26 protein-coding genes, 1 other RNA gene and 1 pseudogene are annotated in these 25,112 nt (G+C 38.5%); 13 read left to right on the top strand and 15 right to left on the bottom strand.

Translation table 11 applies throughout. The features are described from left to right. Positions 1–107: 107 nt before the first annotated feature. Positions 108–542 (top strand): HIT domain-containing protein, encoded by a 435-nt coding sequence (locus ACT4_RS04975; RefSeq protein WP_004878720.1) that lies wholly within the window; start codon positions 108–110, stop codon positions 540–542. Positions 543–593: 51 nt separating this feature from the next. Then, positions 594–2,032: pseudogene (locus ACT4_RS04980) on the top strand (adenylate/guanylate cyclase domain-containing protein). Positions 2,033–2,103: 71 nt separating this feature from the next. Here the strand turns inward: ACT4_RS04980 and fdx are convergent. From fdx to ACT4_RS05020, 8 genes are all read right to left on the bottom strand, one after another. Beyond that, positions 2,104–2,442: an ISC system 2Fe-2S type ferredoxin gene (gene fdx / locus ACT4_RS04985; protein ID WP_007480230.1), complete on the bottom strand. Its 339-nt coding sequence runs from the start codon at positions 2,440–2,442 to the stop codon at positions 2,104–2,106. Between the two features lie 17 nt (positions 2,443–2,459). Continuing rightward, entirely contained in the window at positions 2,460–4,319 is a 1,860-nt protein-coding gene (hscA, locus tag ACT4_RS04990) for a Fe-S protein assembly chaperone HscA (RefSeq protein ID WP_007480231.1), read from the bottom strand. A gap of 38 nt (positions 4,320–4,357) precedes the next feature. Next, the gene (gene hscB / locus ACT4_RS04995) at positions 4,358–4,876 is read right to left on the bottom strand and encodes a Fe-S protein assembly co-chaperone HscB (protein ID WP_004878728.1); all 519 of its coding nucleotides are present in this window, start codon (positions 4,874–4,876) and stop codon (positions 4,358–4,360) included. 84 nt (positions 4,877–4,960) lie between these two features. Further along, a complete protein-coding gene (iscA, locus tag ACT4_RS05000) occupies positions 4,961–5,281 on the bottom strand; it encodes an iron-sulfur cluster assembly protein IscA (protein ID WP_004878730.1) in 321 nt (106 codons plus the stop codon). 28 nt (positions 5,282–5,309) lie between these two features. Further along, on the bottom strand, positions 5,310–5,696 hold the full coding sequence (gene iscU / locus ACT4_RS05005; protein ID WP_004878732.1) for a Fe-S cluster assembly scaffold IscU: 387 nt from the start codon (positions 5,694–5,696) through the stop codon (positions 5,310–5,312). Positions 5,697–5,788: 92 nt separating this feature from the next. Next, positions 5,789–7,006 carry an IscS subfamily cysteine desulfurase gene (locus ACT4_RS05010; protein ID WP_004878733.1) on the bottom strand — a complete coding sequence of 406 codons (1,218 nt, stop codon included), beginning with the start codon at positions 7,004–7,006 and terminating at the stop codon, positions 5,789–5,791. 1 nt (position 7,007) lies between these two features. Further along, on the bottom strand, positions 7,008–7,481 hold the full coding sequence (locus ACT4_RS05015; protein WP_007480232.1) for an Rrf2 family transcriptional regulator: 474 nt from the start codon (positions 7,479–7,481) through the stop codon (positions 7,008–7,010). 108 nt (positions 7,482–7,589) lie between these two features. After that, the gene (locus ACT4_RS05020; protein ID WP_004878737.1) at positions 7,590–8,237 is read right to left on the bottom strand and encodes a hypothetical protein; all 648 of its coding nucleotides are present in this window, start codon (positions 8,235–8,237) and stop codon (positions 7,590–7,592) included. A 208-nt stretch (positions 8,238–8,445) separates the two neighbouring features. Here ACT4_RS05020 and ACT4_RS05025 point away from each other — a divergent pair, with 208 nt between their 5' ends. The 3 genes from ACT4_RS05025 to ACT4_RS05035 all read left to right on the top strand — a co-directional run bounded on the left by ACT4_RS05025 (position 8,446) and on the right by ACT4_RS05035 (position 11,352). Then, complete coding sequence (locus tag ACT4_RS05025) at positions 8,446–8,901, top strand: phasin family protein (protein ID WP_007480233.1); 456 nt, start codon at positions 8,446–8,448, stop codon at positions 8,899–8,901. Between the two features lie 167 nt (positions 8,902–9,068). Next, entirely contained in the window at positions 9,069–9,341 is a 273-nt protein-coding gene (locus ACT4_RS05030; RefSeq protein WP_004878739.1) for an HU family DNA-binding protein, read from the top strand. A 139-nt stretch (positions 9,342–9,480) separates the two neighbouring features. Continuing rightward, entirely contained in the window at positions 9,481–11,352 is a 1,872-nt protein-coding gene (locus ACT4_RS05035; protein ID WP_007480234.1) for a SurA N-terminal domain-containing protein, read from the top strand. 58 nt (positions 11,353–11,410) lie between these two features. On the opposite strand, the gene ACT4_RS05040 is transcribed toward ACT4_RS05035, so the two are convergent. Further along, positions 11,411–12,253 (bottom strand): YbgF trimerization domain-containing protein, encoded by an 843-nt coding sequence (locus ACT4_RS05040; protein ID WP_004878744.1) that lies wholly within the window; start codon positions 12,251–12,253, stop codon positions 11,411–11,413. Positions 12,254–12,566: 313 nt separating this feature from the next. Between ACT4_RS05040 and ffs the strand changes: the two genes are divergently transcribed. Further along, positions 12,567–12,663: signal recognition particle sRNA small type (gene ffs / locus ACT4_RS16880), an RNA gene on the top strand. Between the two features lie 10 nt (positions 12,664–12,673). Here the strand turns inward: ffs and ACT4_RS05045 are convergent. From ACT4_RS05045 to ACT4_RS05060, 4 genes are all read right to left on the bottom strand, one after another. Next, complete coding sequence (locus tag ACT4_RS05045; protein ID WP_007480235.1) at positions 12,674–13,156, bottom strand: regulatory protein RecX; 483 nt, start codon at positions 13,154–13,156, stop codon at positions 12,674–12,676. Positions 13,157–13,202: 46 nt separating this feature from the next. Beyond that, complete coding sequence (gene recA, locus ACT4_RS05050) at positions 13,203–14,249, bottom strand: recombinase RecA (protein WP_004878748.1); 1,047 nt, start codon at positions 14,247–14,249, stop codon at positions 13,203–13,205. A 160-nt stretch (positions 14,250–14,409) separates the two neighbouring features. Continuing rightward, complete coding sequence (locus ACT4_RS05055) at positions 14,410–14,838, bottom strand: RNA-binding S4 domain-containing protein (RefSeq protein ID WP_004878750.1); 429 nt, start codon at positions 14,836–14,838, stop codon at positions 14,410–14,412. Then, positions 14,822–15,541, bottom strand: a complete 720-nt coding sequence (locus ACT4_RS05060) for an HAD-IA family hydrolase (protein WP_007480237.1) — start codon at positions 15,539–15,541, stop codon at positions 14,822–14,824. Before ACT4_RS05060 ends, ACT4_RS05055 begins: the two co-directional genes overlap by 17 nt. An 11-nt stretch (positions 15,542–15,552) precedes the next feature. Between ACT4_RS05060 and ACT4_RS05065 the strand changes: the two genes are divergently transcribed. From ACT4_RS05065 to ACT4_RS05075, 3 genes are all read left to right on the top strand, one after another. Beyond that, positions 15,553–16,410: a 3'(2'),5'-bisphosphate nucleotidase CysQ gene (locus ACT4_RS05065; RefSeq protein WP_007480239.1), complete on the top strand. Its 858-nt coding sequence runs from the start codon at positions 15,553–15,555 to the stop codon at positions 16,408–16,410. A gap of 53 nt (positions 16,411–16,463) precedes the next feature. Continuing rightward, entirely contained in the window at positions 16,464–17,195 is a 732-nt protein-coding gene (locus ACT4_RS05070; protein WP_023012942.1) for a histidine phosphatase family protein, read from the top strand. Between the two features lie 173 nt (positions 17,196–17,368). Beyond that, positions 17,369–20,077, top strand: coding sequence for a M66 family metalloprotease (locus tag ACT4_RS05075; RefSeq protein ID WP_007480243.1), 2,709 nt, complete (start codon positions 17,369–17,371; stop codon positions 20,075–20,077). 108 nt (positions 20,078–20,185) lie between these two features. Here the strand turns inward: ACT4_RS05075 and rpsT are convergent, their stop codons facing one another. Next, entirely contained in the window at positions 20,186–20,452 is a 267-nt protein-coding gene (gene rpsT, locus ACT4_RS05080) for a 30S ribosomal protein S20 (RefSeq protein WP_004878761.1), read from the bottom strand. Positions 20,453–20,663: 211 nt separating this feature from the next. On the opposite strand from rpsT, the gene ACT4_RS05085 reads away from it, so the two are divergent. The 4 genes from ACT4_RS05085 to ACT4_RS05100 all read left to right on the top strand — a co-directional run bounded on the left by ACT4_RS05085 (position 20,664) and on the right by ACT4_RS05100 (position 23,128). After that, positions 20,664–21,329 (top strand): NAD(P)H-binding protein, encoded by a 666-nt coding sequence (locus ACT4_RS05085; protein ID WP_034604635.1) that lies wholly within the window; start codon positions 20,664–20,666, stop codon positions 21,327–21,329. Positions 21,330–21,341: 12 nt separating this feature from the next. Beyond that, positions 21,342–21,854: a ribonuclease E activity regulator RraA gene (gene rraA / locus ACT4_RS05090; protein ID WP_007480246.1), complete on the top strand. Its 513-nt coding sequence runs from the start codon at positions 21,342–21,344 to the stop codon at positions 21,852–21,854. A gap of 12 nt (positions 21,855–21,866) precedes the next feature. Next, positions 21,867–22,652, top strand: coding sequence for a glutathione S-transferase N-terminal domain-containing protein (locus ACT4_RS05095; RefSeq protein ID WP_004878767.1), 786 nt, complete (start codon positions 21,867–21,869; stop codon positions 22,650–22,652). A 125-nt stretch (positions 22,653–22,777) separates the two neighbouring features. After that, a complete protein-coding gene (locus ACT4_RS05100; protein ID WP_004878769.1) occupies positions 22,778–23,128 on the top strand; it encodes a hypothetical protein in 351 nt (116 codons plus the stop codon). Between the two features lie 274 nt (positions 23,129–23,402). Here the strand turns inward: ACT4_RS05100 and ACT4_RS05105 are convergent, their stop codons facing one another. Further along, on the bottom strand, positions 23,403–24,929 hold the full coding sequence (locus tag ACT4_RS05105; RefSeq protein ID WP_034604637.1) for an acetyl-CoA C-acetyltransferase: 1,527 nt from the start codon (positions 24,927–24,929) through the stop codon (positions 23,403–23,405). Positions 24,930–25,112 lie beyond the last annotated feature (183 nt).

Below are 25,112 nucleotides of genomic sequence, written 5' to 3' on the forward strand. Positions count from 1 at the left end.
ATGAGGAAAATCATTGTTATTTGTAATCAAACAGGTTACTAATAATATTCACATCAAAACTGATGTGATAGTATTGATCATCATTATTCTGCATCATTTATAAAGATATGTTTAGTTTGCATCCACAACTTGCTCAAGATACATTTTTTGTAGGCGACTTTCCGCTTTCAACATGTCGTTTAATGAATGATATGCAATTTCCTTGGTTGATTCTTGTACCGCGTGTACCAGGAATCACTGAGTTATATGAACTTAGCCAAGCAGATCAAGAGCAGTTTTTGCGTGAATCAAGCTGGTTATCAAGCCAACTTTCACGTGTGTTCCGTGCAGATAAGATGAATGTTGCAGCTTTAGGTAACGTTGTACCTCAACTTCATTTTCATCATGTTGTGCGTTACCAAAATGATGTTGCTTGGCCGAAGCCAGTTTGGGGAACTCCAGCTGTACCTTATAGCAGTGATGTTCTTGCTCATATGCGCCAGACTTTGATGCTTGCACTACGTGGTCAAGGCGATATGCCATTTGATTGGCGTATGGACTGATTTAGACAACAGAATAAAAAACAGTCTTCTATAATAAGGAAGGAGCTAAGGGTGCCACTAGATAGGTTGATTGATAAAGAACCTAGACAGTTCGCATATTTTCATCGGCTGATGGGATATTCGATACTGTCGCTGATATTGGTAATTTATACATTTACCTCTTCAAGTGCTAACCATCAACTTTACATCCTTCCTCTATTATTTGTTTTTTTCTGTTTTGTCCAAAGTTAGAAAAGTGGTTACAGTACAAATTTGATAAAAACACAGAAAAAAATGTTCTCTTTGCTTGTGAAGCAGTCATTGTTGCAATCGTTTTAGCTGGGTTGCATTTAAGTTTAGTTCCAACATTTACAATCTTATTTGCATTACTTTACGTTGGTCTCAATAATAAAATCACATTACCTGTTGCTTGTTTGATTGGGCTAATCGGTGTTTTAACTTTCTATTTCTGTACATTCTTCATTTTTGGCGCAGAAGAATATTTTGAGCCAACGAATCCAGAGCTGACCGTCGTCAGTTTACTGGGTTTGATGATGTTTATTGTGATTGGAAACTACTATCAGCATCGTCGTATCAATATTCTTGGTCAGCAACGTCAGCATTATCATAACCAAATGACGCGTTATATTGCTTTCGCGAATCAGTTGAGTCGATATGCACCACTGCAATTATGGCAGTCGATTATGCGTGGTGAGGCCGAAGCAAAGATTGAATATAAGCGTAAAAAATTAACAATCTTCTTTTCAGATATTCAAGGTTTCACTGAGCTTTCAGAAACACTAATCCCAGACGATTTAGCTTTCTTACTCAATGATTATCTCAGTCATATGACAGAGATAGCGAAGCAGTATGAAGCGACTGTCGATAAGTTCATGGGTGATGCGATTCTGATCTTTTTTGGTGATCCAAACTCGCAAGGTGTTGAGCAAGATGCAAAATCTTGTGTAGAAATGGCGATTGCGATGCGTCAGCAAATGAAGCTCTTACGTGAACGTTGGAAGAAGATGGGTTATCCTGCATTACATATCCGTATGGGTGTAAGTACTGGATACTGCCACGTTGGAAACTACGGTGCTTCACATCGTATGGCTTATACCATTGTTGGGCGTGATGTGAATCTCGCTGCACGCTTACAATCGGCAGCAGAAGTTGATGAAATTCTGATTGCTGATGATACGCATCAGCTCATTAAAAATGAATTTCTTTGTGTTCCTAAAGTACCGATCTATTTAAAAGGGATTCAAGGTCCTGTTAAAACTTGGCAGGTTATGGAGAAGTTCACTGGTAAGAAGTCAGACACTCAAAAATGGTTTGATTTTGAATATAAAGGCTTCCATTTAGTGCTGAACTTAGAAGAAGTACAGAACTATGAATATCCAGAATTGGTCGAAATTTTGGAGAAAATGATCCAGCGTATTAAAACTCAGCAAAAAATTACTAATGCTCAGGGCATTCCAAAATTAACGCTTGATGATGAGATTAGACAATAATTTGGATTTATTTATTGAATAAAAAACTCCTCAAATATGAGGAGTTTTTTTATAACTAAGCGAATATAGGCTTAGTGGTTTTCCGAAGCATGGTTAATGGTGTATTTAGGAATTTCGATTTCTAAATCTTCATCAACAATTTCAACTTGGCAAGATAGGCGAGAGTCAGGCTCTAAACCCCAAGCACGATCAAGTAAATCAGCTTCTACGTCATTCATTTCTTCAAGGCTGTCAAAACCTTTGCGGACAACCACATGGCAGGTCGTACATGCCGCAGACATATCACAAGCATGTTCAATTTTAATACCTTGCTTAAGTAAGCTTTGGCATAAATTGGCATTCTTTTCGACTTCAAATTCTGCACCTTCAGGGCAAATTTGAGCATGAGGAAGAACTTTAATACGTGGCATATTGATCACCTATACCTTTAATTTGAGTTTGACCAATCTTCAAGTTTTGTACCTTTTAAGGCATGGTCAATATGTCGATTCATACGAAGCGCTGCAAAAGCATCGCTATGAACTTTAAGCTCCTGAACAGCACGTTCAATAGCCTCTAGTTCATTAGTTTTAAGTCGAGCTTTCAATGCTTCTGCGGCTAAAATAAGATCTCGTGCTTGTTGCTGAGAAAGTAGATCAGTATCGGCTTTTAATGCTTGTTCTAAAGCTTCTAGCTCGCGTTCAGCTTCAACTTTAGTTTCTTGCAAATGACGAAGATGTTTATCTTCCTCTGCATGCTGGAAACCTTCTACTAGTAAACGTTCAGTATCCGCAGTTGATAAACCATAAGATGGTTTGATATCAATCTGTGCTTGCACGCCAGAAGTGGTTTCTTTTGCGGATACTGTAAGCAAGCCATCAGCATCAACTTGGAATGTCACTTCGATGCGTGCTTGACCCGCTGTCATTGGCGGAATACCGTGTAATACAAAGCGACCCAATGAGCGACAATGTTCTACTAAATCACGTTCACCTTGTACCACATGGATTAACATTGCTGTTTGACCATCTTGATAAGTGGTGAATTCTTGGCGGCGAGCAACCGGAATTGCTGTGTTACGTGAGATTAAGCGTTCAACTAAACCACCCATGGTTTCTAAGCCAAGTGACAGTGGAGTAACATCAAGCAATAATGAACCGTCTTGGCTGTTGCCAATCAGTTGATTTGCTGTAATAGAAGCACCGATCGCGACAACTTCATCTGGATTAATTGTACATAATGGCTCACGCTTAAATAGCTCACGTACTACTTTTTGAACTGCGTAAGAACGGGTTGAACCACCGACTAAAACAACATGCTCAATATCATCAAGTTCAAGTTTTGCATCACGTAATACGCGTTTGCAAACACTAATCGTTTTATCAAGAGCAACTTGAATAATTGATTCAAATGTAGCACGGTCTAAAGAAAGACGGTCATCCAATAGTTTTAATTCAGCAGATTCATGATCTGTTAAATGTTCTTTGGCTTGGCGAGCAGCAATAACAAAGACAGCGTATTCTTCATCACTTAATGTATCGATATTTAGCTGTTTCTTTGCCCATTTTACGATTAAACGGTCAAGATCATCGCCACCTAACGCAGTGTGTCCACCTGTCGCTAAAACCTCAAATACGCCTTGTGAAAAACGTAGGATAGATACATCAAATGTACCACCACCTAAATCATAAATCACATAGTTGCGATCAGTGCTTAGATTGGTTTCTTGATCCAAACCATAGGCAACCGCAGCGGCTGTAGGTTCATTTAATAAGCGTAAAACGTTTAAACCAGCAAGTTGAGCTGCATCACGCGTTGCTTGACGTTGTGCTTCATCGAAGTAAGCAGGAACTGTAATGACTGCACCATTTACAGAATTGTTTAAACTTGCTTCAGCACGATCTTTAAGTTGTTTTAAAATCTCAGCTGAAATTTCAACAGGCGTTTTACGACCAGCAGCAGTTTCAAATGCTGGCATCTCATTTTCTGCGCCAACAAGTGTATAAGGATGTTGAAATTTAATATCTGCTTGTGAACGACCCATATAGCGTTTTACAGAAACGACAGTGTTTTTTGGGTCAGTCATCATAAACGGTTTGGCCTCATAGCCAAACGTTGTTGAATCCTTTGCATAGTGAACAATAGATGGCAATAAAACGCGATCTTTGTCATCTTGTAGAACTTTCGGTTTTCCCGATAGCACTGTCGCCACTAAAGAGTGGGTTGTTCCTAAGTCAATGCCAATCGCAATACGATGTTCATGCGGGGCAGTCGATTGACCAGGTTCAGCAATTTGCAAAAGTGCCATGCGTGAGGTATCCCTTGAAAATAATTGGTAATAGCGGATTAAAAATCATCATCTAGATCGAAGCTTTCTTCTTCATCTAGTATGCGATCTTCAGCCTTATCAATATCATTCATAACACGTTGGAAAAAACGCAGTTTACGAACAGTATCACGTGCTTCAGCCCAATCTTCGTCCGCAAAATCAATTTTAAACTCACGTACTAGACCATCAATCCATTGTTGCACTTCAACTTTTAATGTGTGCAATTGTGCTGAAGAAGTTGCTTCATCCAATTGTTCACGCATTTCAAGTGCAGATTGTAAGAACTCAAAATCGCTAATGGATTGGTCAAGATGGTGGTCTTGTTTCTTTAAACCAAGTAAATATGCAGCACGGCTGTCAACTTGTGAAAGCACTTTGAAGGCTTGGTTGATTTCGCTTGACTTAATCAGTGCTTGATCTTTGTCAGTTGCTTTGTCAGGGTGATATTGCTGTTGCAAACTTAAAAATTGTTTTTTTAAAGCTGCTAAATCTATATCGAGTGCTTCGGGTAATTGGAACAACTCAAAATGATTCATGGGAGATGAATTCCGCTATTGATAAATACGTTAAAACAGTGCGGAACACACTGTTTTGACGAAAAGAAAGAGGGTGGGAGTGGATTAAACAGTAAATGATTCACCACAACCACATTCACCTTTTTGATTTGGGTTGTTAAATTCAAAACCTTCATTGAGACCGTTTTTAACATAGTCCATCTCTAAACCATCGAGATAAACTAGGCTTTTTGGATCAACGAAAACTTTAACACCGAATTGTTCAAACATTTGATCATGTGTGTCGACATCATCGACGAACTCAAGTACGTAAGCCAATCCAGAACAACCCGAAGTTTTCACACCAACACGAATGCCTTCACCCTTACCTCGGTTTTGTAGGTAATTGCTGATGTGAGTCGCAGCATTTTCAGTTAAATTGATCATGAAAACTCCAATTTTGTTCGGTAATCAATTAAGCTTTTGCTTTTTTACCGCGATAGTCTTCGATCGCAGCTTTAATCGCATCTTCAGCCAATACAGAGCAGTGTACTTTTACTGGAGGAAGCGCAAGCTCAGTTGCAATATCAATGTTTTTGATTGCTTGAGCTTCATCAAGTGTCTTACCTTTTAACCATTCAGTTACAAGAGAACTTGATGCAATCGCAGAACCACAGCCATAAGTTTTGAAGCGAGCTTCTTCAATTACGCCATTGTCATCGACTTGAATTTGTAAACGCATCACATCACCACAAGCTGGTGCACCGACCATACCTGTACCAACGTTTTCTGCATTTTTATCTAAAATACCTACATTACGAGGGTTTTCGTAATGATCAATTACCTTTTCGCTATAAGCCATGTCGCTTCTCCAAACCTCGGGGTCAGCCTAATATTAAATATGAGGGTTAAAACACTGTTTTCAATGAAGAGTTAATTAAAACTACAATGAATTTAGTGTTCAGCCCATTCAACTGTTGAAAGGTCAATACCTTCTTTATACATATCCCAAAGCGGAGAAAGTTCACGAAGTTTCTCAACAGCAGCCTTGGTAAGTGTTAACACATGGTCAATATCTGCTTCAGTCGTATATTTACCAAAACTGAAACGGATCGAGCTGTGTGCTAGCTCATCAGATAAACCTAAAGCACGTAACACATATGATGGTTCTAAAGTTGCAGAAGTACATGCTGAACCGCTTGAAACGGCAAGGTCTTTTAGTGCCATCATCAATGATTCACCTTCAACGAAGTTGAAGCTGACATTGAGATAGTTTGCAACGTTTTGAGTAGGGTGACCATTCAAGAACACTTGCTCAAGATCTTGGAAACCATTCCAAAGTTTGTCACGCAAGAGGCGAAGACGCTCTTGTTCTGCTTGCATTGTTTTGCCAGCAATTTCAAAAGCTTCACCCATGCCAACGATTTGATGTGTCGCTAGAGTACCAGAACGCATACCACGTTCATGACCACCACCGTGCATTTGAGCTTTTAAACGAACACGAGGGCTACGGCGAACGTAAAGTGCACCAATCCCTTTAGGACCATAAATTTTATGACCTGAAAAACTCATCAAATCAATTTTCATTGTTGAAAGATCAATTTCAACTTTACCCGCCGCTTGTGCGGCATCTACATGCAAGAATGTTTTATTTGCACGAGTGAGTTCGCCAATTGCAGCAACGTCAGTTACTGTACCGATTTCATTGTTCACCATCATGAGTGATACAAGAATCGTATCTGGACGCAAAGCAGCTTGAACCATTTCTGGAGTAATTAAACCAGTACGTGGTTCTGGCTCTAAATATGTAATTTCAAAACCTTGTTCTTCAAGTTCACGGCAAGGATCTAACACAGCTTTATGTTCGATTTTACTTGTAATGATGTGTTTGCCTTTTGAACCATAGAACTGAGCAATACCTTTCAACGCCAAGTTGTCAGATTCAGTAGCGCCAGAAGTCCACACGATTTCACGCGGATCAGCTTTGATTAAGTTTGCTACTTGTTCACGAGCATACTCAACTTTCTCTTCAGCTTGCCAACCATACGCATGTGAACGTGATGCTGGATTACCAAATGTACCTTCGAAAGTTAAGCATTCCATCATACGCTCTGCAACCTCAGGAAGTACTGGCGTAGTTGCTGCATAATCAAGATAAATTGGACGTTTCATGTCAAATACCTGTAACCGATAGAAGGGCTGAATCTAAACTTACTGAATTTTGGCGTAGTGCAACTGTTTGAACGTTGTCACGAGCAATCAGATCAGCAAGGGAGATTTTTGCGAGATAATCGGCAATATGGTGGGAGAGTTCTTGCCATAAGTCATGCGTCAAGCACATTGCACCATTTTGACAGTTGCCTTTATGGTCACAACGCGTCGCATCGACAGTTTCATTTACAGCTTCGATAATTTCTAGCACAGTGATTTCAGCGGCATTGCGTGCAAGATGATATCCACCGTTAGCACCACGAACGCTTGAAACTAACCCATGACGCTTAAGTTTCGCGAATAACTGTTCTAAATAAGCGACTGAGATGGATTGGCGTGCTGCTATTTCCGCAAGCGTGATCGTTTGTTCAGTTGGCTGCAAAGCTAAATCAAGTAGAGCAGTCACTGCGTAACGACCGCGAGTTGTAAGGCGCATGATTCGATACACATGGTTAGACTAGATGTCTAAATTTTATGAATTCCGACTAAAATAGTCAAGTTTTTTAATTGCGAATATCAATGTGAAAAGTAAAATATACTGTAATTATTGTATCCACATATTATAAACAAAAAAACCAATAAAAATAAAGCTCAATAAAGCAAAGCAAATATTGATGAAACGCTGACGTTTCTGCATGCGATGAATACGATTTTGGTACTGTTTTACTTCAACGAGTAAAGTATTGATTTCAGAACGTTGTTGGTCAATTTTATCCAAGAGCGGTGCGATGCGTTGTTGAGATGCAACTGCTTCTGCTTCGTCATTAAAAGCATTAAACCATTGTCTCCAATTGGCGAAGATACTGGTTAATGTTAGATGTGGAATAAAGTCTAAAAACTCTTCAGATAAAGTTGAATCACCCAAGATACGCATATTGGTGATGCTGCGTTGATTGTTAAACACAAATATTTTAACTAAATCAATTAGTGTGCTATTCACCTCTAAATCAATTTTTCTATCTAAGGCTTTCATATCAAACAACAAGCCTTTGTCAGTAAATTGGATATAAAAATCAAAGAAAGGGATATAGCTATTGATGCGAATTGTAATTTTTTGCTCAATAAATTTTTTTGCTTGCAAACGTAAAGCGGCATCATGGGTTAGGATGAATGAGAAAAAAGTCTCTAAAACAATGATGACAATGTTTAGCAACAAATGAGGGTGCTTGTTTCTTTGTTGCGTATAACTCATAAGTCTCTTTTTCCTTACCAATCAAACAATAAAACCACAAATCTGTAAACTTGAGCATCCTTGCTCAATTATTAAAAATAATTTACATGACTTTGTTGCTTTGTAGAACAGTTTTTTAAAACGATCAAGTCTTAACTTTGATATTATAAAAACATTTTTATGGTTAAATACGACATACTGTTTGTAAAGTGCTTAGGAGCATGGTTCTATGGATAACTCAAATATAGAAAATTCGAGTGAAGAAACTGAGGTAAAAACTAAGACAAAATCAAAGAGTTCTAAAAAATCTGCGCTTGATTTCAAGAAGTATACACAACAAATTTGGTTAGCTGGTTTAGGTGCTTTTTCTCGCGCTGAAGAGGAAGGAAATAAATTATTCGACTCATTGGTCAAGGTCGGCGAAGAGTTAGAATCAAAAACAGTTGATTTTGCGGATAACACAGTTGGTAAAGTCACTGAGAAAGCCAAAGAGTCTGTTACAGATACCAAAGATAAAGTCGAAAAGATTTTAGATACCGGTGTAAATCACTCTTTAAATCGCATTGGTTTAGTGACGCCAAAGGATCTTCAACATATCGAGCAACTTTTAGTGCAACTTCACATTAAAGTGGACGCTTTAATTGAAGAAAATAACCAGTTAAAAGCCAAATTGAATAAAAAGTAAAAAAATCGTTGGCACTCGTCCGTTTATGTCGTATTTCAGTATTTATTTTTGCTAAAAGGCCTTTCTAGTATTGCGTTCTCCCCTAAAGCATTGCTATAAAGGCGTCATGGCCTTTTAAACTATAGCCTTGGATCTTAACAAACGATATTAAGAGGATATTTTTTATCATGAATAAATCAGAATTAATTGATGCGATTGCTGAAAAAGGGGGAGTATCTAAGTCGGATGCTGGTAAGGCACTCGATGCAACGATTGCGTCAATCACTGAAGCACTTAAAAAGGGTGATACGGTTACTTTAGTTGGTTTTGGTACTTTTAGCGTTAAAGAACGTGCTGCACGTACTGGTCGTAATCCAAAAACTGGTGAAGAGCTGCAAATTAAAGCAAGCAAAGTACCTAGTTTCAAACCAGGTAAGGGTTTAAAAGATTCAGTTGCGTAATCTTTTTAAATCAATAAACGCACCATTTCGGGTGCGTTTTTTATTTAATGAATGAAAAAGTGAGTTTGATCCTTATTCTGCATTCATTCGCTTTTATTTTTCAGTTAAAATTGCTCCGAAATAAAATATTGGAATTCTTATGGAATCTTTTCGTACACTCATTAAGGGTTGGCTTGGCAAAGTCCTTTTAGTTTTGTTTTTGACTCCTTTAGCGCTTGTAGGTATTGAGGGATATTTTAGTGGTAGCAATAAGGCAGACGTTGCGAAATCTGTCAACGGTCAAGATATTTCTAATAAAGAATTAGAAAGTGCAACCAAGAATTATAAAGATCAGTATTTATCTATGGTTAAAGGTGACGAGTCACTTTTAAATCTACCCGTTATTCAAAACAAAGCTTTAGATGCGCTTGTGACGCGTGCTTTATTGCAACAGCAAGCTGAAAAGTTAGGTATTTCATTAAGCGATGCTCAACTTGAACAAATGTTGGCTCAACAACCAAGCTTCCAAGAAAATGGGAAGTTCTCTGAGCAACTTTATGGAAACTATTTACGTTCAGTAGGCATGACCAATCAAAGTTTGCTTGCAAGCTTACGTCAAGACCATGCATTGAAAATGATTTCATCAACGTTGATGGACTATGCATTAGTAAGTAAGTCTGATTTACAACAATTGGCTAACTTGCAAACTGAGCAACGTACTTTGCACCTAGCAAGCATCAAACTGGATGACTATAAGAAGGGCTTAACTGCGTCTAATCAGGAAATCACAGATTACTACAACAAGCACAAAGGTGAGTTTAAGCAAGTCGCTGCTGTTGATGTTGATTATGTTGTTTTAACACCATCATTGTTGCCACAAACAAACTTAGCTGTAACTGATGCAGATTTAAAGCAAGCCTATCAAGCTTTTGTTGAAAAACAGCAGAAAGAAGCTAAGCGTGAAGTGAAGCATATTTTAATTACGACTGATACTCGTGATGCTGCCGCTGCACAAAAACTTGCGAATGATGTTTATGCGAAAATTCAAGCAGGCATGACGTTTGCTCAAGCAGCAGCTCAATTCTCTGAAGATCCGAGTTCGAAAGATCAGGGCGGTTTGGTTGATGCTTATGCACCTGGTATTTTCTCTACTGATTTTGATAATGCTGTAAATGCTTTGAAAAATGGTCAAGTTTCAAAGCCTGTGAAAACTCAGTATGGCTATCACATTATCGAAGCAAACACACAGACAGTGACTATTCCTTCATTTGAAGCTGAAAAAGCGCGTTTGACAGCTGAAGTTGAAAAAACAAAATCAGCTAATTTATTCAGCGATACTGTCAATAACTTAAATGAAATGGTTGTCGGTGGCGATTCACTCGATGCTGTAGTGCAAGAAGTAAAAGCTGCACGCGTTGAATCAGCAAAAGGTGTAACTTTGACAACGCAAAATCCTTATTTAAGTGATTTAAATGTTAAAGCTAAAATCTTTAGTGATGATGTGAAGAATGGTGATCGTAATGCGTCATCAAATATTCAGTTAGCAAATGGTGATACGATCTGGATCAAAGTTCGTGATTATCATCCAGCGGGTATTAAGCCGTTAGCTCAAGCGACAGCTGAAGTTAAAGCTAAAGTTATTGAAGATAAAGCGTATAAAGCTGTGAAAACGAAGATGTCTACAATTTTGGCAGACTTTAAAACACAGCCAGCAGCGCAAGTTGTTGCAAAGTCTAATGTGACTTTTGAAAATGCAGGCGTATTTGTTCGTTCCCAAGGTTTAAAACGTGCAATTGAACGAGCGGCTTTCAGTATTCCAGCTCCGACGAAAGAAGGGATGTGGTCAGCAACTACTGCGAAATTACCAAATGAATTGGTTATCGTAGCTGTATCAAATGTGAATGCGAATGTTGCTAGTGAGCTACCACAAGAACAATTGACTGAGTTGACAAAACTATATCAACAGTTCCGCGGTCAGCAGATATTAGAAGATTACACTGAATACTTAAAATCACATGCAAAGATTAAATAAGTTTAATCTAGGTATAAAAAAAGCCAGTTCAATTTGAACTGGCTTTTTTGACTGATTTTTATTTTTTCTGAATAAACTTTGCTTCTTCAGACTGTGGATATTGAGTGAGTAACTTTGTCCGATATTGACCAGCTAAAGCTGCATTTTTATCGACTTCTTTAGCAATACTATAAAGTTGATAAACAGCCCGTGGTGCTTTGGCAGAGTTTGGATAGCGTGTGGCAACGATATTATAGTTTTGTTTAGCTGCTTTATAGTCAACAGGCTCTACAGCCAAATAAAATTCTGCTAGCCAAAAATATGCATTCCCGACATATATTCCATTTGGATGGTTTTTGATGAAGTTTTGCATAGGCTGGATCGCATTTTTAGCACCGCCTTGTTTGTATGCATCTAAAGCAACTGTATAAGCAGCTTTTTCGAGCTCTATTTGGTTATTTACGCTATTGTTTGCTTGTGGTTGAACAACTGGTGTTTGCACAGGTGTTGGTGTGATTGGCGCTGTCTGCTGTGTATTTGCTACTGGAGCGACCTGATTTGTGGTATTTGTTGTTGGTTCACTAGAAGCATTTTCTGGATCAGTATTTTCTTCCGGTGGATCGATTTTTTGTGATAGCAACTCTAAGCGTTGATCTAAATCAGTATAACGATTTGCTAGCTCTTTTTTGAGTTGGTCAATTGCATTTTCATGCTCTTCAAGCTGACCACGCAACTTTCGGACTTCCTCTTCAAGCTTTTGGTTCTTTTGGATTAAATCCCAATTTAAATTCGTCGCAACAGGCGAAGCATTTGTATTGTCAGCAATTTGTTGGCTTAAAGCTCTCGACTCAATAGGAACATTGGCATACAAATGCGCACTGCTAAGCAGAGCAATGAAAAGTACAGAATGCTTTTTTAGCATGAAAACTCATCCGTAATGTTGAAAAATAAGTGATACAAGCAAGCTTTTGAGCTTGTGGCATGTTGATATGTATTTTACTTTAGTCATTAAAACAGCAACTCATTTAAATGCAATAAGCATTTACAATCTTCAAGCACTTTTGAAGAGATTTAGTTTTTGTTGTTTATAATTTATGCATGCTTAATTGGTTGTAATGAAAAAAACGAAATTTTGGTGATGAATTAGACAGTTGAATAGAAAACTTAATTAAAAACAGTTACAAGACTTGCAAGTGGTTTAAAAATCTCTATACTTTGTCAGGCAATGGTAGCCCTGCTGGTAGCTTCGCAATTGTACTCTATGAACCCCGCCAGGACCGGAAGGTAGCAACGGTAGTAGAACTATAATGTGCCGAAGTCTTGCTGGTAGGGCTGCCACCAGCTATTCTTCTTCGCTCGTTCGAGCAATCGCTTTCATTATCGCATCCATACTAAATCCTCTATATTGCAAGAAGCGAATTTGCTTAGCTTTGATTCTTGGATCCTTTGCGATATCTATACCAAATTTTTTAACTTTAAGCTGATACGCTTGTTCTGACCAATCGACTTCTTTTAATTCTTCTGTAATCAGTTCTTCATCTAATTCTTTCGCTTTTAAAGCCTGTTTGATGCGCTGTAGCCCTTTGCCTTTTCTCAATTGGCTTGCTAGGGTAAGTTCTGCGACTCTTTGATCGCTTTGATAGTTTTGCTGTGCTAATTCTGCTACTAATTCTGCAACCTCATCAGGATTAATTGCATATTGATTGAGTTTATTGCTCAGTTCGGCTTGGGAATAATCACGGCGTGTCAGAAGGGCAAAGGCGTACGAGCGTAGTCTTGTACCTGTAAGCGTTTTGGGTTTTTCTGATTTTTCAGTATTAAACACGTTTTATTTCCTCATGAAAGAAAAACGCCCCGAAGGGCGTTTCAGCTTAGCTTTCTAAAAAGTCTGGTTCTTCTTCTTCAATATCTGTATTTTCGGCTGGCTTGTTTTTAGTCAGAAGTTGTTCTCGAATCAGCTTCTCAATTTCTTGAGCCATTTGAGGATTTTCTTCAAAATGACGAATTACATTATTTTTACCTTGTCCAATCTTATTACCTTGGTATGAATACCATGCGCCAGCTTTTTGGACGATATCTTGTTGAACAGCGAGATCAACCAGTTCACCTAACTGATTAGTCCCTCTACCGTACATGATTTGGAATACAGCTTCTTTGAAAGGAGGCGCCATTTTGTTTTTTACAACTTTAACGCGTGTTTCGTTACCTGTAATTTCATCGCCTTCTTTTACTTGACCGATACGACGGATATCTAAACGTACAGATGCATAGAATTTAAGTGCGTTACCACCAGTCGTGGTTTCTGGGCTACCAAACATCACACCAATCTTCATACGGATTTGGTTAATGAAGATCACCATACAGTTAGAGCGTTTTGCATTACCTGTAATTTTACGTAATGCCTGACTCATTAAACGTGCTTGTAAGCCCATGTGTGAATCACCCATTTCGCCTTCAATTTCGGCTTTAGGGGTTAATGCAGCAACAGAGTCGACAACGATGAGGTCAATTGCGCCAGAACGCACCAGCATATCTGCGATTTCGAGCGCTTGTTCACCATGGTCAGGTTGTGAAACCAAGAGGTTATCAATATCTACACCTAACTTACGTGCATATTCCGGGTCTAATGCATGTTCTGCATCAATAAATGCACATGTACCGCCATTTTTCTGACATTGAGCAATCGCTTGTAATGTCATGGTCGTTTTACCTGATGATTCAGGACCGTAAATTTCGATGATACGGCCTTTAGGTAATCCGCCAATCCCTAATGCGATATCTAGTGTTAATGAACCTGTAGAAACAGCTTCAACTGCTTGTACAGTGTTATCGCCCAAGCGCATCACTGTATTTTTACCAAATTGCTTCTCAATTTGGCTTAACGCAGCTTGTAACGCTTTGCTTTTATTATCATCCATCTCAAAACCTCAAAACTTTATATTCTTAACGACTAACCCAAGTGGATGTATTGAATCTCAACTTGTTGGGACTCGGGTATAGTGGCAGATTCTAGTTGTTTATTCTACATCTGATCTGTGTCTTTGCGACACAAAATGACGCACCTGAAAGTAGGGAAATTCACTCATCATGATAAGACCATGATTGTACATTTTCCTGCTTAAAACGATTGATATCACGACGATCTTTTTTACTTGGTCGATGATCTGGTCGAGCTAGATTATGCATTTTTCGCTGTGATGCATGCAACTCTCTACGCGCAATACTTTCTTGTGTTTCTTCATAGAGTTGTTGCGCAATAGGAGCGCCACCACGAACGGCAGATAATGCTTTAATCACTACGGTCTTTTTTTCGAAGCCTTGCTGGATGGTCAGTTCCATTCCTATACGAACTTCTTTAGAGACTTTAACTCGATCATTGTGATGGTGGACTTTACCGCCTTCGATCGCAGCTTTGGCAATGGAGCGTGTTTTAAAGAAACGAGCCGCCCAAAGCCACTTATCAATACGCATGCTTTCCATGCTGTCTGGTTCATGCTGTTTTGGCATCTGTTACCTGTAGGTTGGTCTCGAGATTGTTGGACTCAAGATAGTCAAATAATTCAGTTAGATGATTGAGTGCAGGATATGGGAGTTCGTTTGCGCTTCTACTTGGTTTACTACTTGATGGTTGTAGAATGCTTACAAGTTGAGAAATACCAAAAGCTTCAGCACCTTTTAAGACAGCAACGGTATCATCAATAAATACAGCTTTCACTGGATCAAAAGGGTGAAGCTGTTGAAGCTTTTGCCAAAATCCAACATCTTCTTTGGCATATCCCAATTCTTCACTACTGATCATAACTTCAAAGTAAGGGCTGAGTTCGACATTTTCAAGTTTCAATTGCAGTCCAGCTCGATCTGCATTGGTCAATAACCAGCAGCGATAACCTTTCGCTTTGAGTTGTTCTAGCAGTTGATGGCAGCCAGCGCGTGCAGCAATTTTCTCACGATGTTCATATTGAAGTTGCAGTACATCAACCCCAACTTTAGCAGTCCAGTACGCCGAAGAATACCAAGATAGTGTATGCTTATGCTGTTGGTAGAATTGAAATAGTGTCTGCTGGCTTTGTTCAAGACTGCATTGGTGGACTTGAGCATGTCGTTCGGGCAAACAATGATTCCAAATAAAATCATCAAAGGCTAAATCGAGTAATGTGCCATCCATGTCGAACATGGCAATCGGCTGCTGCTGTAAATCTGAATATGACATAAGGTTGGTCTATGTTTTTAAAAACGCTTGCGCCACAAGATCCGTTAATTTCTCAACTTGTTCCGATTATGGCGCAGGCAAGTCAAATATTGTTGGAAGAATACCAAAGTTATTGTGCAGGTTGTGAATTTAATATTCAGGAAAAAAGTGATGATTCACCAGTAACACAAGCGGATTTGAAAGTGAATCGTTTTTTATTGAAGCATTTAGCTGAAGTGACACCAACCTTACCCGTACTCTCTGAAGAAAGTGATTATTCAGCTCGAAAGGCATGGCCACAATGTTGGATGCTTGATCCATTAGATGGGACGAAAGAATTTATTCATGAGCGTGATGAATTTACAATTAATTTAAGTTTAATTGATGGGCATTTGACTACATTTGCAATCATCGCAGTGCCGTGTGAGCAAGTGATGTATATTGGCTACACTTCTCAACGCCCTTATAAATATAGTTTTAGTCAACAACAATGGTTTCAATATCAAGTTGAAGAGCATTTGGTTAATACACCGATTCAAATTGGCTTAAGTCATAATAGTAAAAACCCTAAATATCAAAATTTCATTGATCCGATTTTAAAATCAAGAGATGTCACTCGCCGCGAAGCGGGCAGTGCTTATAAGTTCTGTATGATGTTAGAAGGCGAAATTGATATTTATCCACGTTTTCATCCAACTTCTGAGTGGGATACGAGTTCAGGGCAAGCATTGTTAGAAAGTATTGGTGGTGGTTTGTTGACTTTAGAGGGTAAACCATTTCTATACAATCAAAGAGATACCGTACTTAATGGGGGTTTTATCGCATTTAAAGATCAATATTGCAAAGATCTTGCTTATGATGCTTTAACGCATTCGGGTATTTTAGATTGAGAGTTATTTCACGCATGGTATAGTGAAATAAATTTTCATCATTTATAAATATTATGGCATTACACCTTTTGCCCAAAAGTATGTTTGAAGCAGTCGACTTGTTGCCTGATGCTTCTACGCCAGTCACTTTATTTACACGCCACTCTTTACGTGAATTGGTGAATGGGCAGGGTTTTGCTGGTTATGATCTTCAGCTTACAGAGCAAGGTCGAGATCTTGCTTATGCATGGGGGCAGTATTTAATACAAAATACGGATCGCGCCATCCATCATTGTATTTCTAGTCCAATTCAGCGTTGTGTCGATACAGCCGCTTTAATGATTGAAGGGGCTGATGATGCACACAAAGCTTCAAATACACATACGATTGAAATAGTTGAGCAACGTTTGTTGGTTGAACCGGGAAGCTTTGTATTGGATATTCAACAAGCTGCGCCTTATTTTCGTAAACAAGGTGCATTGGGTTTTATTAATAGTTTTGTGAATAATGCCTTACCGGGAATGAAGCATCCGATTACAGGTGTTTTTGATGTGATCGAATTGCTATATCACACACATCCTTCACAACAAAAAGGATTAAGTTTAGCTGTCAGTCACGATACGATTTTGGCGGCGATAGTTGCAGTGATTTCTGGCAAAAACCAAATTGATAAAGCGGATTGGCCAGATATGATGGAGGGATTATTTGTTTGGTTTGAAGGTGAGGATTTTGCTAATAGTAAATTGAAATGGATTTGGCGTGGGCAAAAACAAGAACTATTAATTAAAGATTTTAAAGATAATTAAAAGAACAATTGGGTTTAAATTAATTTTAGTCATTCATTTTATTTTAGATATTTTATTATATTCTGAATATATTTTTTCATCTTTAAATTAAAGGTGATATTATTATAAATATATGATTTTTATTAACTTTAACTAATAATCATAATTCATTGTAATTTTTTTGGGGAAATGTGATGCAATTGCAACTCAAACATTTATCTGTATGTATTTTCACTATTATGCTTACTGCTTGTGGTGGAGGTGGTAATAGTGGTGGTTCGGAATCTTCAGGAGATAATACGATAGGGACAGGCAGTACAGAAAATCCTGCTCCGCCTGTAGCAGAGAGATATCCAGAGCCAGCAAAGGATGTAATCGATGATAATGTTCTGGGCTTTTATGATTACGATAAATTAGGACAGCCACGCTCATTAAGAAATGATTTGAATGGTAGCTTTGCTGCGATGATTCAATTTGGTCAAAGTCATGTGGTTAATCCTAAGAATAATGAAAAAGACTACATGCCACGTTTAACAACGGATAAAGAGGCTTTATTGTTAGTTACACCATTGGCTGAAATGGGGGATGTAAAGACTTTAAAGGCTGAGATTTATCAGGGCAATCAATTACTCAGAACCGTTGAGTTAGAGGAACCATCACGATTGGCAGCATCTGATCAATCAAATAGTGATGGTCGACCTCTTGTAAGCTATTCAAAGCGCGCTTGGAGTGCGCCTTTGAATTGGGATGAGGTTAAGGCTGGTTTACACATTCGAGTTCTGGATCCGTTAAATAATCGTACAGGCGATTTGACTGAGAATGATATTGATTTTGCTGCTCCAGGCGAATTAGTGCTGCAAAACATTCGATTAGGTTTATTGACAGATCCGCCTAAATCAAATGGTCACTATATGCTGTTAGAACCAGCAAAAGCGGGAACAGATTATTTTCAGACGATTCCAGCTGCGCGAATGATTGTCACAAAATATGATGATTTAAAATTAGAAAAAGTGATGGTTGCAAGTGGTGTCATTTACGACACTGTGAGTGCAACCACTGGCGATGTTTACAGCGGAGACATGCGTGAAAATACAGCTAAATCAACTTTTGGTGTCGGTATAAACTTAGCCAATTGGGGGATTACAAGTGCTTCTATGGCAAGTCAGGAGCAGCCACAACTAACTCAAAGTGTTGTTGCTCATCATGCTCGTGGTAAATATAGCAATGGAGAGGCGACACATGGGTTAAGTGGTGGAAATGGAATGCTTACGTTGATTGATTCCATCGGTAATGAATTTAGCCATGAGATTGGTCATCACTATGGATTAGGGCACTATCCTGGTTCAGTTGGTAATAATATGTTTTGGGCTGCACATCATGCAGATAGTGGCTGGGGATATATTGCATTTAGAAATAAAATGCGAGGTAATTTAAACTGGACGGCAACAAATTTAGGTGATGGCAGTAACGGTGTTCCAAACTTTTTAAACAAATATGCTTATGGTTGGGATGCAATGTCTGGTGGAGCAACAGCAAGTAACATCTCTAAATATACGCACTACACAGGTTATAGTACCTATTTAAAAATACAGCCAGCTTTTGATCGCTATGTATGGGATAAAAACTCACCAACTGGTTATAAAAAATGGAACGCGACCACACGAGTAATGGAAGTTGCTCAGCCAAAAGTACCGAACTCTGGAAATGTTTGGTACAACAGCGCAGATGGTAATTATTTAAAACCAAGATTATTTGGTGTTCCTGTTTATACGATTCTAGGTGGATATGATCCTGTGAATCAGATTGGTTTAATTTATCCTGCTGCGAAAGGGAATTGGGGGAATGTATTTAATTTGCCTCAAGTTAATACTAATGCAACTACGGCAAACTGTTGGCTCAATGTTCAGTTAGCATCAACTATACAAAATATTGCGCTTGCACCTCAGCGTATGAATAGCAATAGTAATGCCAATAAGTTCCATATCAATATTGCCCAAAGTGAAGCACCTCAACAAGTTAATTTGTATTGTCGAAAAGCCAATGAAAATGCAGTATTACTCTCTACAATGAGCATTCCTGCAAATAATACACCGATTGCACCATTTGTTGAGATTGGTGAGGAAGCTGGTTACTCTGCATTAAAAGAAATTGAGCTTCCAGTGCTTGAACAAGCGCTAGTTGCGAACAAAGCTAAACCAGTTGTTAGTCTTTCAACAGATGCTAAGTTGTTATTTGATGCTTACCAGAAATTTAAAAACCAGCTTTCATCTGATGCGCAAACTGAAATGAATCGTTATATGCAACAGCAAACGAAGCTTTATCGTTTGAACCGCTGGATGAATGTATATCGAACTGATCTGATGGATATGAATGTTGATGCCTTGGATGCATTCCATACATTCCTAGATAAACTCGAATTAAAAAATGATTTTAATTTAGACTCAGCAGTGAGTTTGATGAATCGAACCAATTGTTTGAAAGCTGAGAGACTTGAAAGCGGGCAATTGAATGCATTTATTAGTGGTGCTACTGGATGTGTGGGAGATGACTCTGAAAAATGGGTTTATGATGCTCTAGGGAAAATACACAGTAAACAATACATTGATCATTGTTTGGCAACAACCTCAGGTAATGTAATTAATTTAATGCCTTGTGATAATAATCAAGCTAATCAAGTTTGGGTTACAGATGTAAGTGCTCAAGCGATTAAGCAATCGAATCAATGTTTTGATTTAGAAGGTGGTTATCTTACCAATAATAGAGCGCGTTTGATTCGTTATAGATGCACTGCTGGCACGAACCAAAAATGGACGATACCATCTGTGAATAATAGCTTAATACTTTCAGGTTTAACGACTAAGAACTTGGCGTTATCTTCTAAAGTATTCACAGTTAATCCATAAAATTCAAAAGGGAGGAGGTAAACAATTTACCTCTTTCTAATTTTTGTAATACGAAAAACTGTAGACAATAAAAAAGCCCGAAAATCGGGCTTTTTTATTTGCTTCAAATTAGTTAGCTAACGCTTTAACTTGAGCATTTAAGCGGCTCTTATGACGAGCAGCTTTATTTTTGTGGATGATGCCTTTATCAGCCATACGGTCGATTACAGGTACAGCTGTTTTGTAAGCTTCTGAAGCAGCAGCATAATCACCAGCAGCGATCGCATTTACTGTACGTTTAAGGTAAGTACGAACCATAGAACGCAAGCTTGCGTTGTGTTTACGTGCTTTAACGTTTTGACGAGCACGTTTTTTAGCTTGAGCAGAGTTTGCCACTCGTGCACTCCTTGAAAATAAGTTGGTCTGGGCGGGCTGAAGTTAAAACCAAAAATATTGGCAACATTCACCAGCCCGTAAACAAGTGCCATATTTTGATGAAACTAAGCATCGAAGTCAAGCCTTGTAATGTTTTTAAGTGCATTTAACAGGTGATTATGTTGCAAGAAAACGTTACATTAAGCCTAGTTATAACTTGGATGAAATAAAAATGAAAACAGGTGATAAAAAAGCGATTGTAATAGGTGCTACAGGGTTGGTTGGACAAGCTTTAATAGAGCAATTGCAACAGTCTAACGAATTCAGTGCGATAACTGCCGTGGTACGTAAAAAGTCTGATGCATTAGATACTTATAATAAAGTTACTCAGTTTGTCTTAGAAGATTTTTTGTTATTAAATGATGAAGACGTGAATGCATATACGCATGCTTTTAGCTGTTTAGGTAGCACGATTAAACAAGCAGGTTCAAAAGAAGCATTCTATGCAATTGACTATGAAATGAATGCTCATTTTGCTGATTTACTTCAAGATAAAGATGTTCACTTATTGGTCGTTAGTGCTTTGGGAGCGAGTGCAAATTCACCAATTTTCTATAATAAAGTTAAAGGTGAATTAGAAAATTACCTCAGAAGTTTATCTCTTTATAAATTATCAATTTTTCAGCCATCATTATTGATTGGTAAGCGAAGTGATGTGCGTTTTCTGGAAGATATGGCACAAACAGCATTTAAACTTGTAGAACAAGCATGGACTAAGCCGTTTAAATATAAGCCTGTAACCGCAGAGCAATTGGCGCATACTATGCTGGTTGCAGCCCAAACACAAACTGCCGCATTTAAACTGTTTGATAATTTAATGATACAACAAACTCGATAATGGAGAAGCTCAGTGACAACAGTATCTTTCGTAACTTGTGATTTGTTAGATGACAACCCTGAAAAAGATTTACAAGTCGTAACACCATGCTTAGATGGGAAGTTCTTCAAGAGTTATGGTGCTCGTAAAACTTTTGGTGGCCAAATTGTGACTGTAAAGTGCTTTGAAGATAATTCTCGTGTTAAAGAATTATTGGCAACTGATGGAACAGGTAAGGTACTTGTTGTTGATGGTGGTGCTTCCATGCGTTGTGCATTGATGGGAGACATGATTGCAGAATCAGCAGTGAAAAATCACTGGAATGGTGTTGTGATCTATGGTTGTGTGCGTGATGTAGATGCGATTGCGGAACTAGATTTAGGTGTACATGCATTGGCTGCAATTCCACAAAAAAGTAATCGTAAAGGCATAGGTGAAGTTGATATCACATTGTATTTTGGTGGTGTGACAATCACTTCTGGTGATTATATCTATGCAGATAATAACGGAATTGTGATTGCGAAAGAAAAATTAGTCGACTGCTAAAGGGTTAGCGATATGCTGAAAATGGTGAATCATCAATTTAAAGTTTTACAATCTGTGGTTGCGAGTATCATTGAGGGTGGGCGAGGTGTATCAGGTACGCCTTTTCCTCAACAACCAACAAAACCTTTAAAGCTTTATGAATTTGAAGGTTCGCCATTCTGCCGTCGAGTTCGAGAAGTAGTGACCTTATTGAACTTAGATGTGGAGATTTATCCATGTCCTAAAGGCGGTCAGAAATATCGACAAATTGTAAAGAGCAAAGGTGGAAAAAGACAATTTCCATTTTTAATTGATGAAAATACAGGTGATCAACTTTATGAATCACAAGATATTATTCATCATTTATTTAAACATTATGGTAAAACAGGGCAGACCCCTAAGAAATACAGCCATTATCCTAAATTACCTTATGTTTCGACCTTGGCTTCAGTTGCGAATGCAGCACGTGGTGTATGGATCAATAAGAAAATTATTGATCGAGCAGCACCAGAGCAACTGTTAGAGCTGTGGAGCTTTGAAGCGAGTCCTTATACGCGTTTAGTGCGTGAAGCTTTATGTGAATTAGAAATTCCATATGTTCTGCATAATGTGCCTAAGGAGCGTTGGCAAGATATGGGGCCAGCCATTCTACGCTTAAAACCAGGTAAATATATTCCATTACCGAATGGTAAGCGTGAAAAGGTTGTTGAAATTATGGGGCGTGATATTCAAGTTCCGTTTTTAATTGATCCAAACACAGGCGTGAAGATGTTTGAGTCGGCTAAGATTGTTGATTATTTGAAAAAACAATATGGTTAACCTGATTTAAAAAAGCATCCGTTAAGGGTGCTTTTTTATTCCTGATTGATTGTTAGCTTGCATCAATGGGTACTTTATCGTTTTAATAAGCAAGTCATCAAAGCAAAGCTGTATAGATAGATCATATGTTAAGCCAACTAACTAACTTATTCAAAAGTTCAAAGGAAACACCTGAACAGCTATTCCTTAAAGAAAATGACTTGGTTTTTGATAGTCGTGGTGCAATTTATAAAGGCATCGTTTTGAATGAGTTGGGATTCCGTCTGGAATATTTCTCAAACCGAAAGTTAGATCGATTTGACGATCTCGAAAAGCTATTTCGGATTGCACCGCAAATTAATGAAAAGATCGATCTAGAAATACACTCACAGCGTTTTGTTGAGCGGTTGGGGAATACAGAAGAAAATCTTAAACAGTTGAAGCAAGCGATTAAAGTTTTAAATGACTATTATGTGAAGTTTAAAAGAGCAAGATAGTTTGGTTTCAAGCCTGAATTAATAAATATATTTTCATAGTTACGATAACTAGATAGGCTGTCTTTACCTTTACTTTTCAGAGATGAAAAGTAACCAAAATCTTTTGTTGGACTGACGGTACATCCCTGTTACCGCAGTCCAACAAGGCGGCGTCCATGCCGCCAACCATGATAGTAAATGATGGTTTAGATTTAGAAGGGTGAATTTTTTTAACTTAGAATATAAAAAAGGGACTAAATCCAAAGATTTAATCCCTCTTGAGTCTAGCTAGTAATTATTTTTCAATAATTGCTGTTACGCCTTGACCACCAGCAGCACAGATCGAAACTAAGATACGGCCTGAACCTTTTTGGTTTAAGATTTTTGCAGCAGTCGCGATGATACGACCACCAGTAGCAGCGAATGGGTGACCCGCAGCTAAAGAAGAACCTTTAATGTTTAATTTGCTACGATCAATTGAACCTAAAGGTGCATCTAAACCTAAACGCTCTTTACAGAATTTCTCATCTTCCCAAGCTTTCAATGTAGAAAGAACTTGTGATGCAAATGCTTCGTGAATTTCGTAGTAGTCAAAATCTTGAAGTTTAAGACCAGCGCGTTCAAGCATACGTGGAACTGCATAAGCAGGCGCCATCAATAAGCCTTCTTTCTTGCCAACGAAATCAACAGCAGCAGTTTCAGAGAACGTTAAGTAAGCAAGGACTTCGTGACCATTTGCTTTAGCCCATTCTTCAGAAGCTAAAAGCACGCATGAAGCACCATCAGTAAGAGGAGTAGAGTTACCTGCTGTCATTGTTGCAGCTTCGCCTTTACCAAATACTGGTTTTAACTTCGCTAATTTCTCAGCAGTTGAGTCAGCACGTAAGTTGTTGTCACGGCTTAAACCTAAGAATGGTGTAATTAAGTCATCGAAGAAACCTTCTTCGTATGCTTTTGCCATTTTTTGGTGAGAAGAAGCAGCTAAAGCGTCTTGATCTTCACGAGCAATACCCCATTCAAGCGCAGTGATTGCTTGATGGTCACCCATAGATAAACCAGTACGTGGTTCACCATTTTTAGGTGCATCCATAAGATCTTTAACATTGATCTTAGAAAGTGCTTTTAAACGGTCTTTACCAGTTTTAGCGATGTTAAGCTCAAGTAAAGCTTTACGTAAACCATCACCAAACGCGATAGGCGCGTCAGAAGTCGTATCTACACCACCTGCGATACCTACTTCGATTTGACCTAATGCAATTTTGTTTGCAACTTGGAATGCTGCTTGTAAACCAGTACCACAAGCTTGTTGAAGATCACAAGCTGGAGTTTCTGGAGCAAGTTGAGTATTCAATACACATTCACGAGTCATATTGAAATCACGGCTGTGCTTTAATACTGCACCAGCAACAACTTCACCTAAGCGTTGACCTTGTAGGTTGAAACGCTCAACCAAACCATTTAATGCAGCAGTAAACATGTCGATGTTTGAAGCTGTAAAATAAGCGCCGTTTGAACGAGCAAATGGAATACGGTTACCGCCGATAATGGCAACACGGCGAACAGTGTTTTGGCTCATGGTTTTATCCTGTTGAACAGAAGGTTTGGTTGTTTTAGCTGGCGCTGCTTTTGTAGATGTAGAAGAAGCAGTGCTTTTCGGACTACGAGTAGTAGCACGCGTACGAGTCGTTTTAGGTGTCGTGCTTGCTGCTTTAGAGGTCGTGCCAGCAGTTTTACGTGTAGTAGAAGCTGCTTTTGATGTATTTGACACATTTTCTTCAGCAGAATTCTCGACTGCTGGATTTTCTTGAGTTGTTTTGCTCATAAGGCTTTTCCAAGCATAATTGCGATATTCTTGTGACAACAATACCATATTTACAATACTGCTGTATTGACTAGAATGACGCTGTAGACCACATTCAGGTCAAGACATCAGAACATGAACTCAAGTATGATTTATGACGAGTCAATCAAACATTGATTTCATGTAATTTGATTAACATGATGC

Source organism: Acinetobacter sp. NBRC 100985, assembly GCF_000241225.1.
Lineage (GTDB): Bacteria > Pseudomonadota > Gammaproteobacteria > Pseudomonadales > Moraxellaceae > Acinetobacter > Acinetobacter venetianus.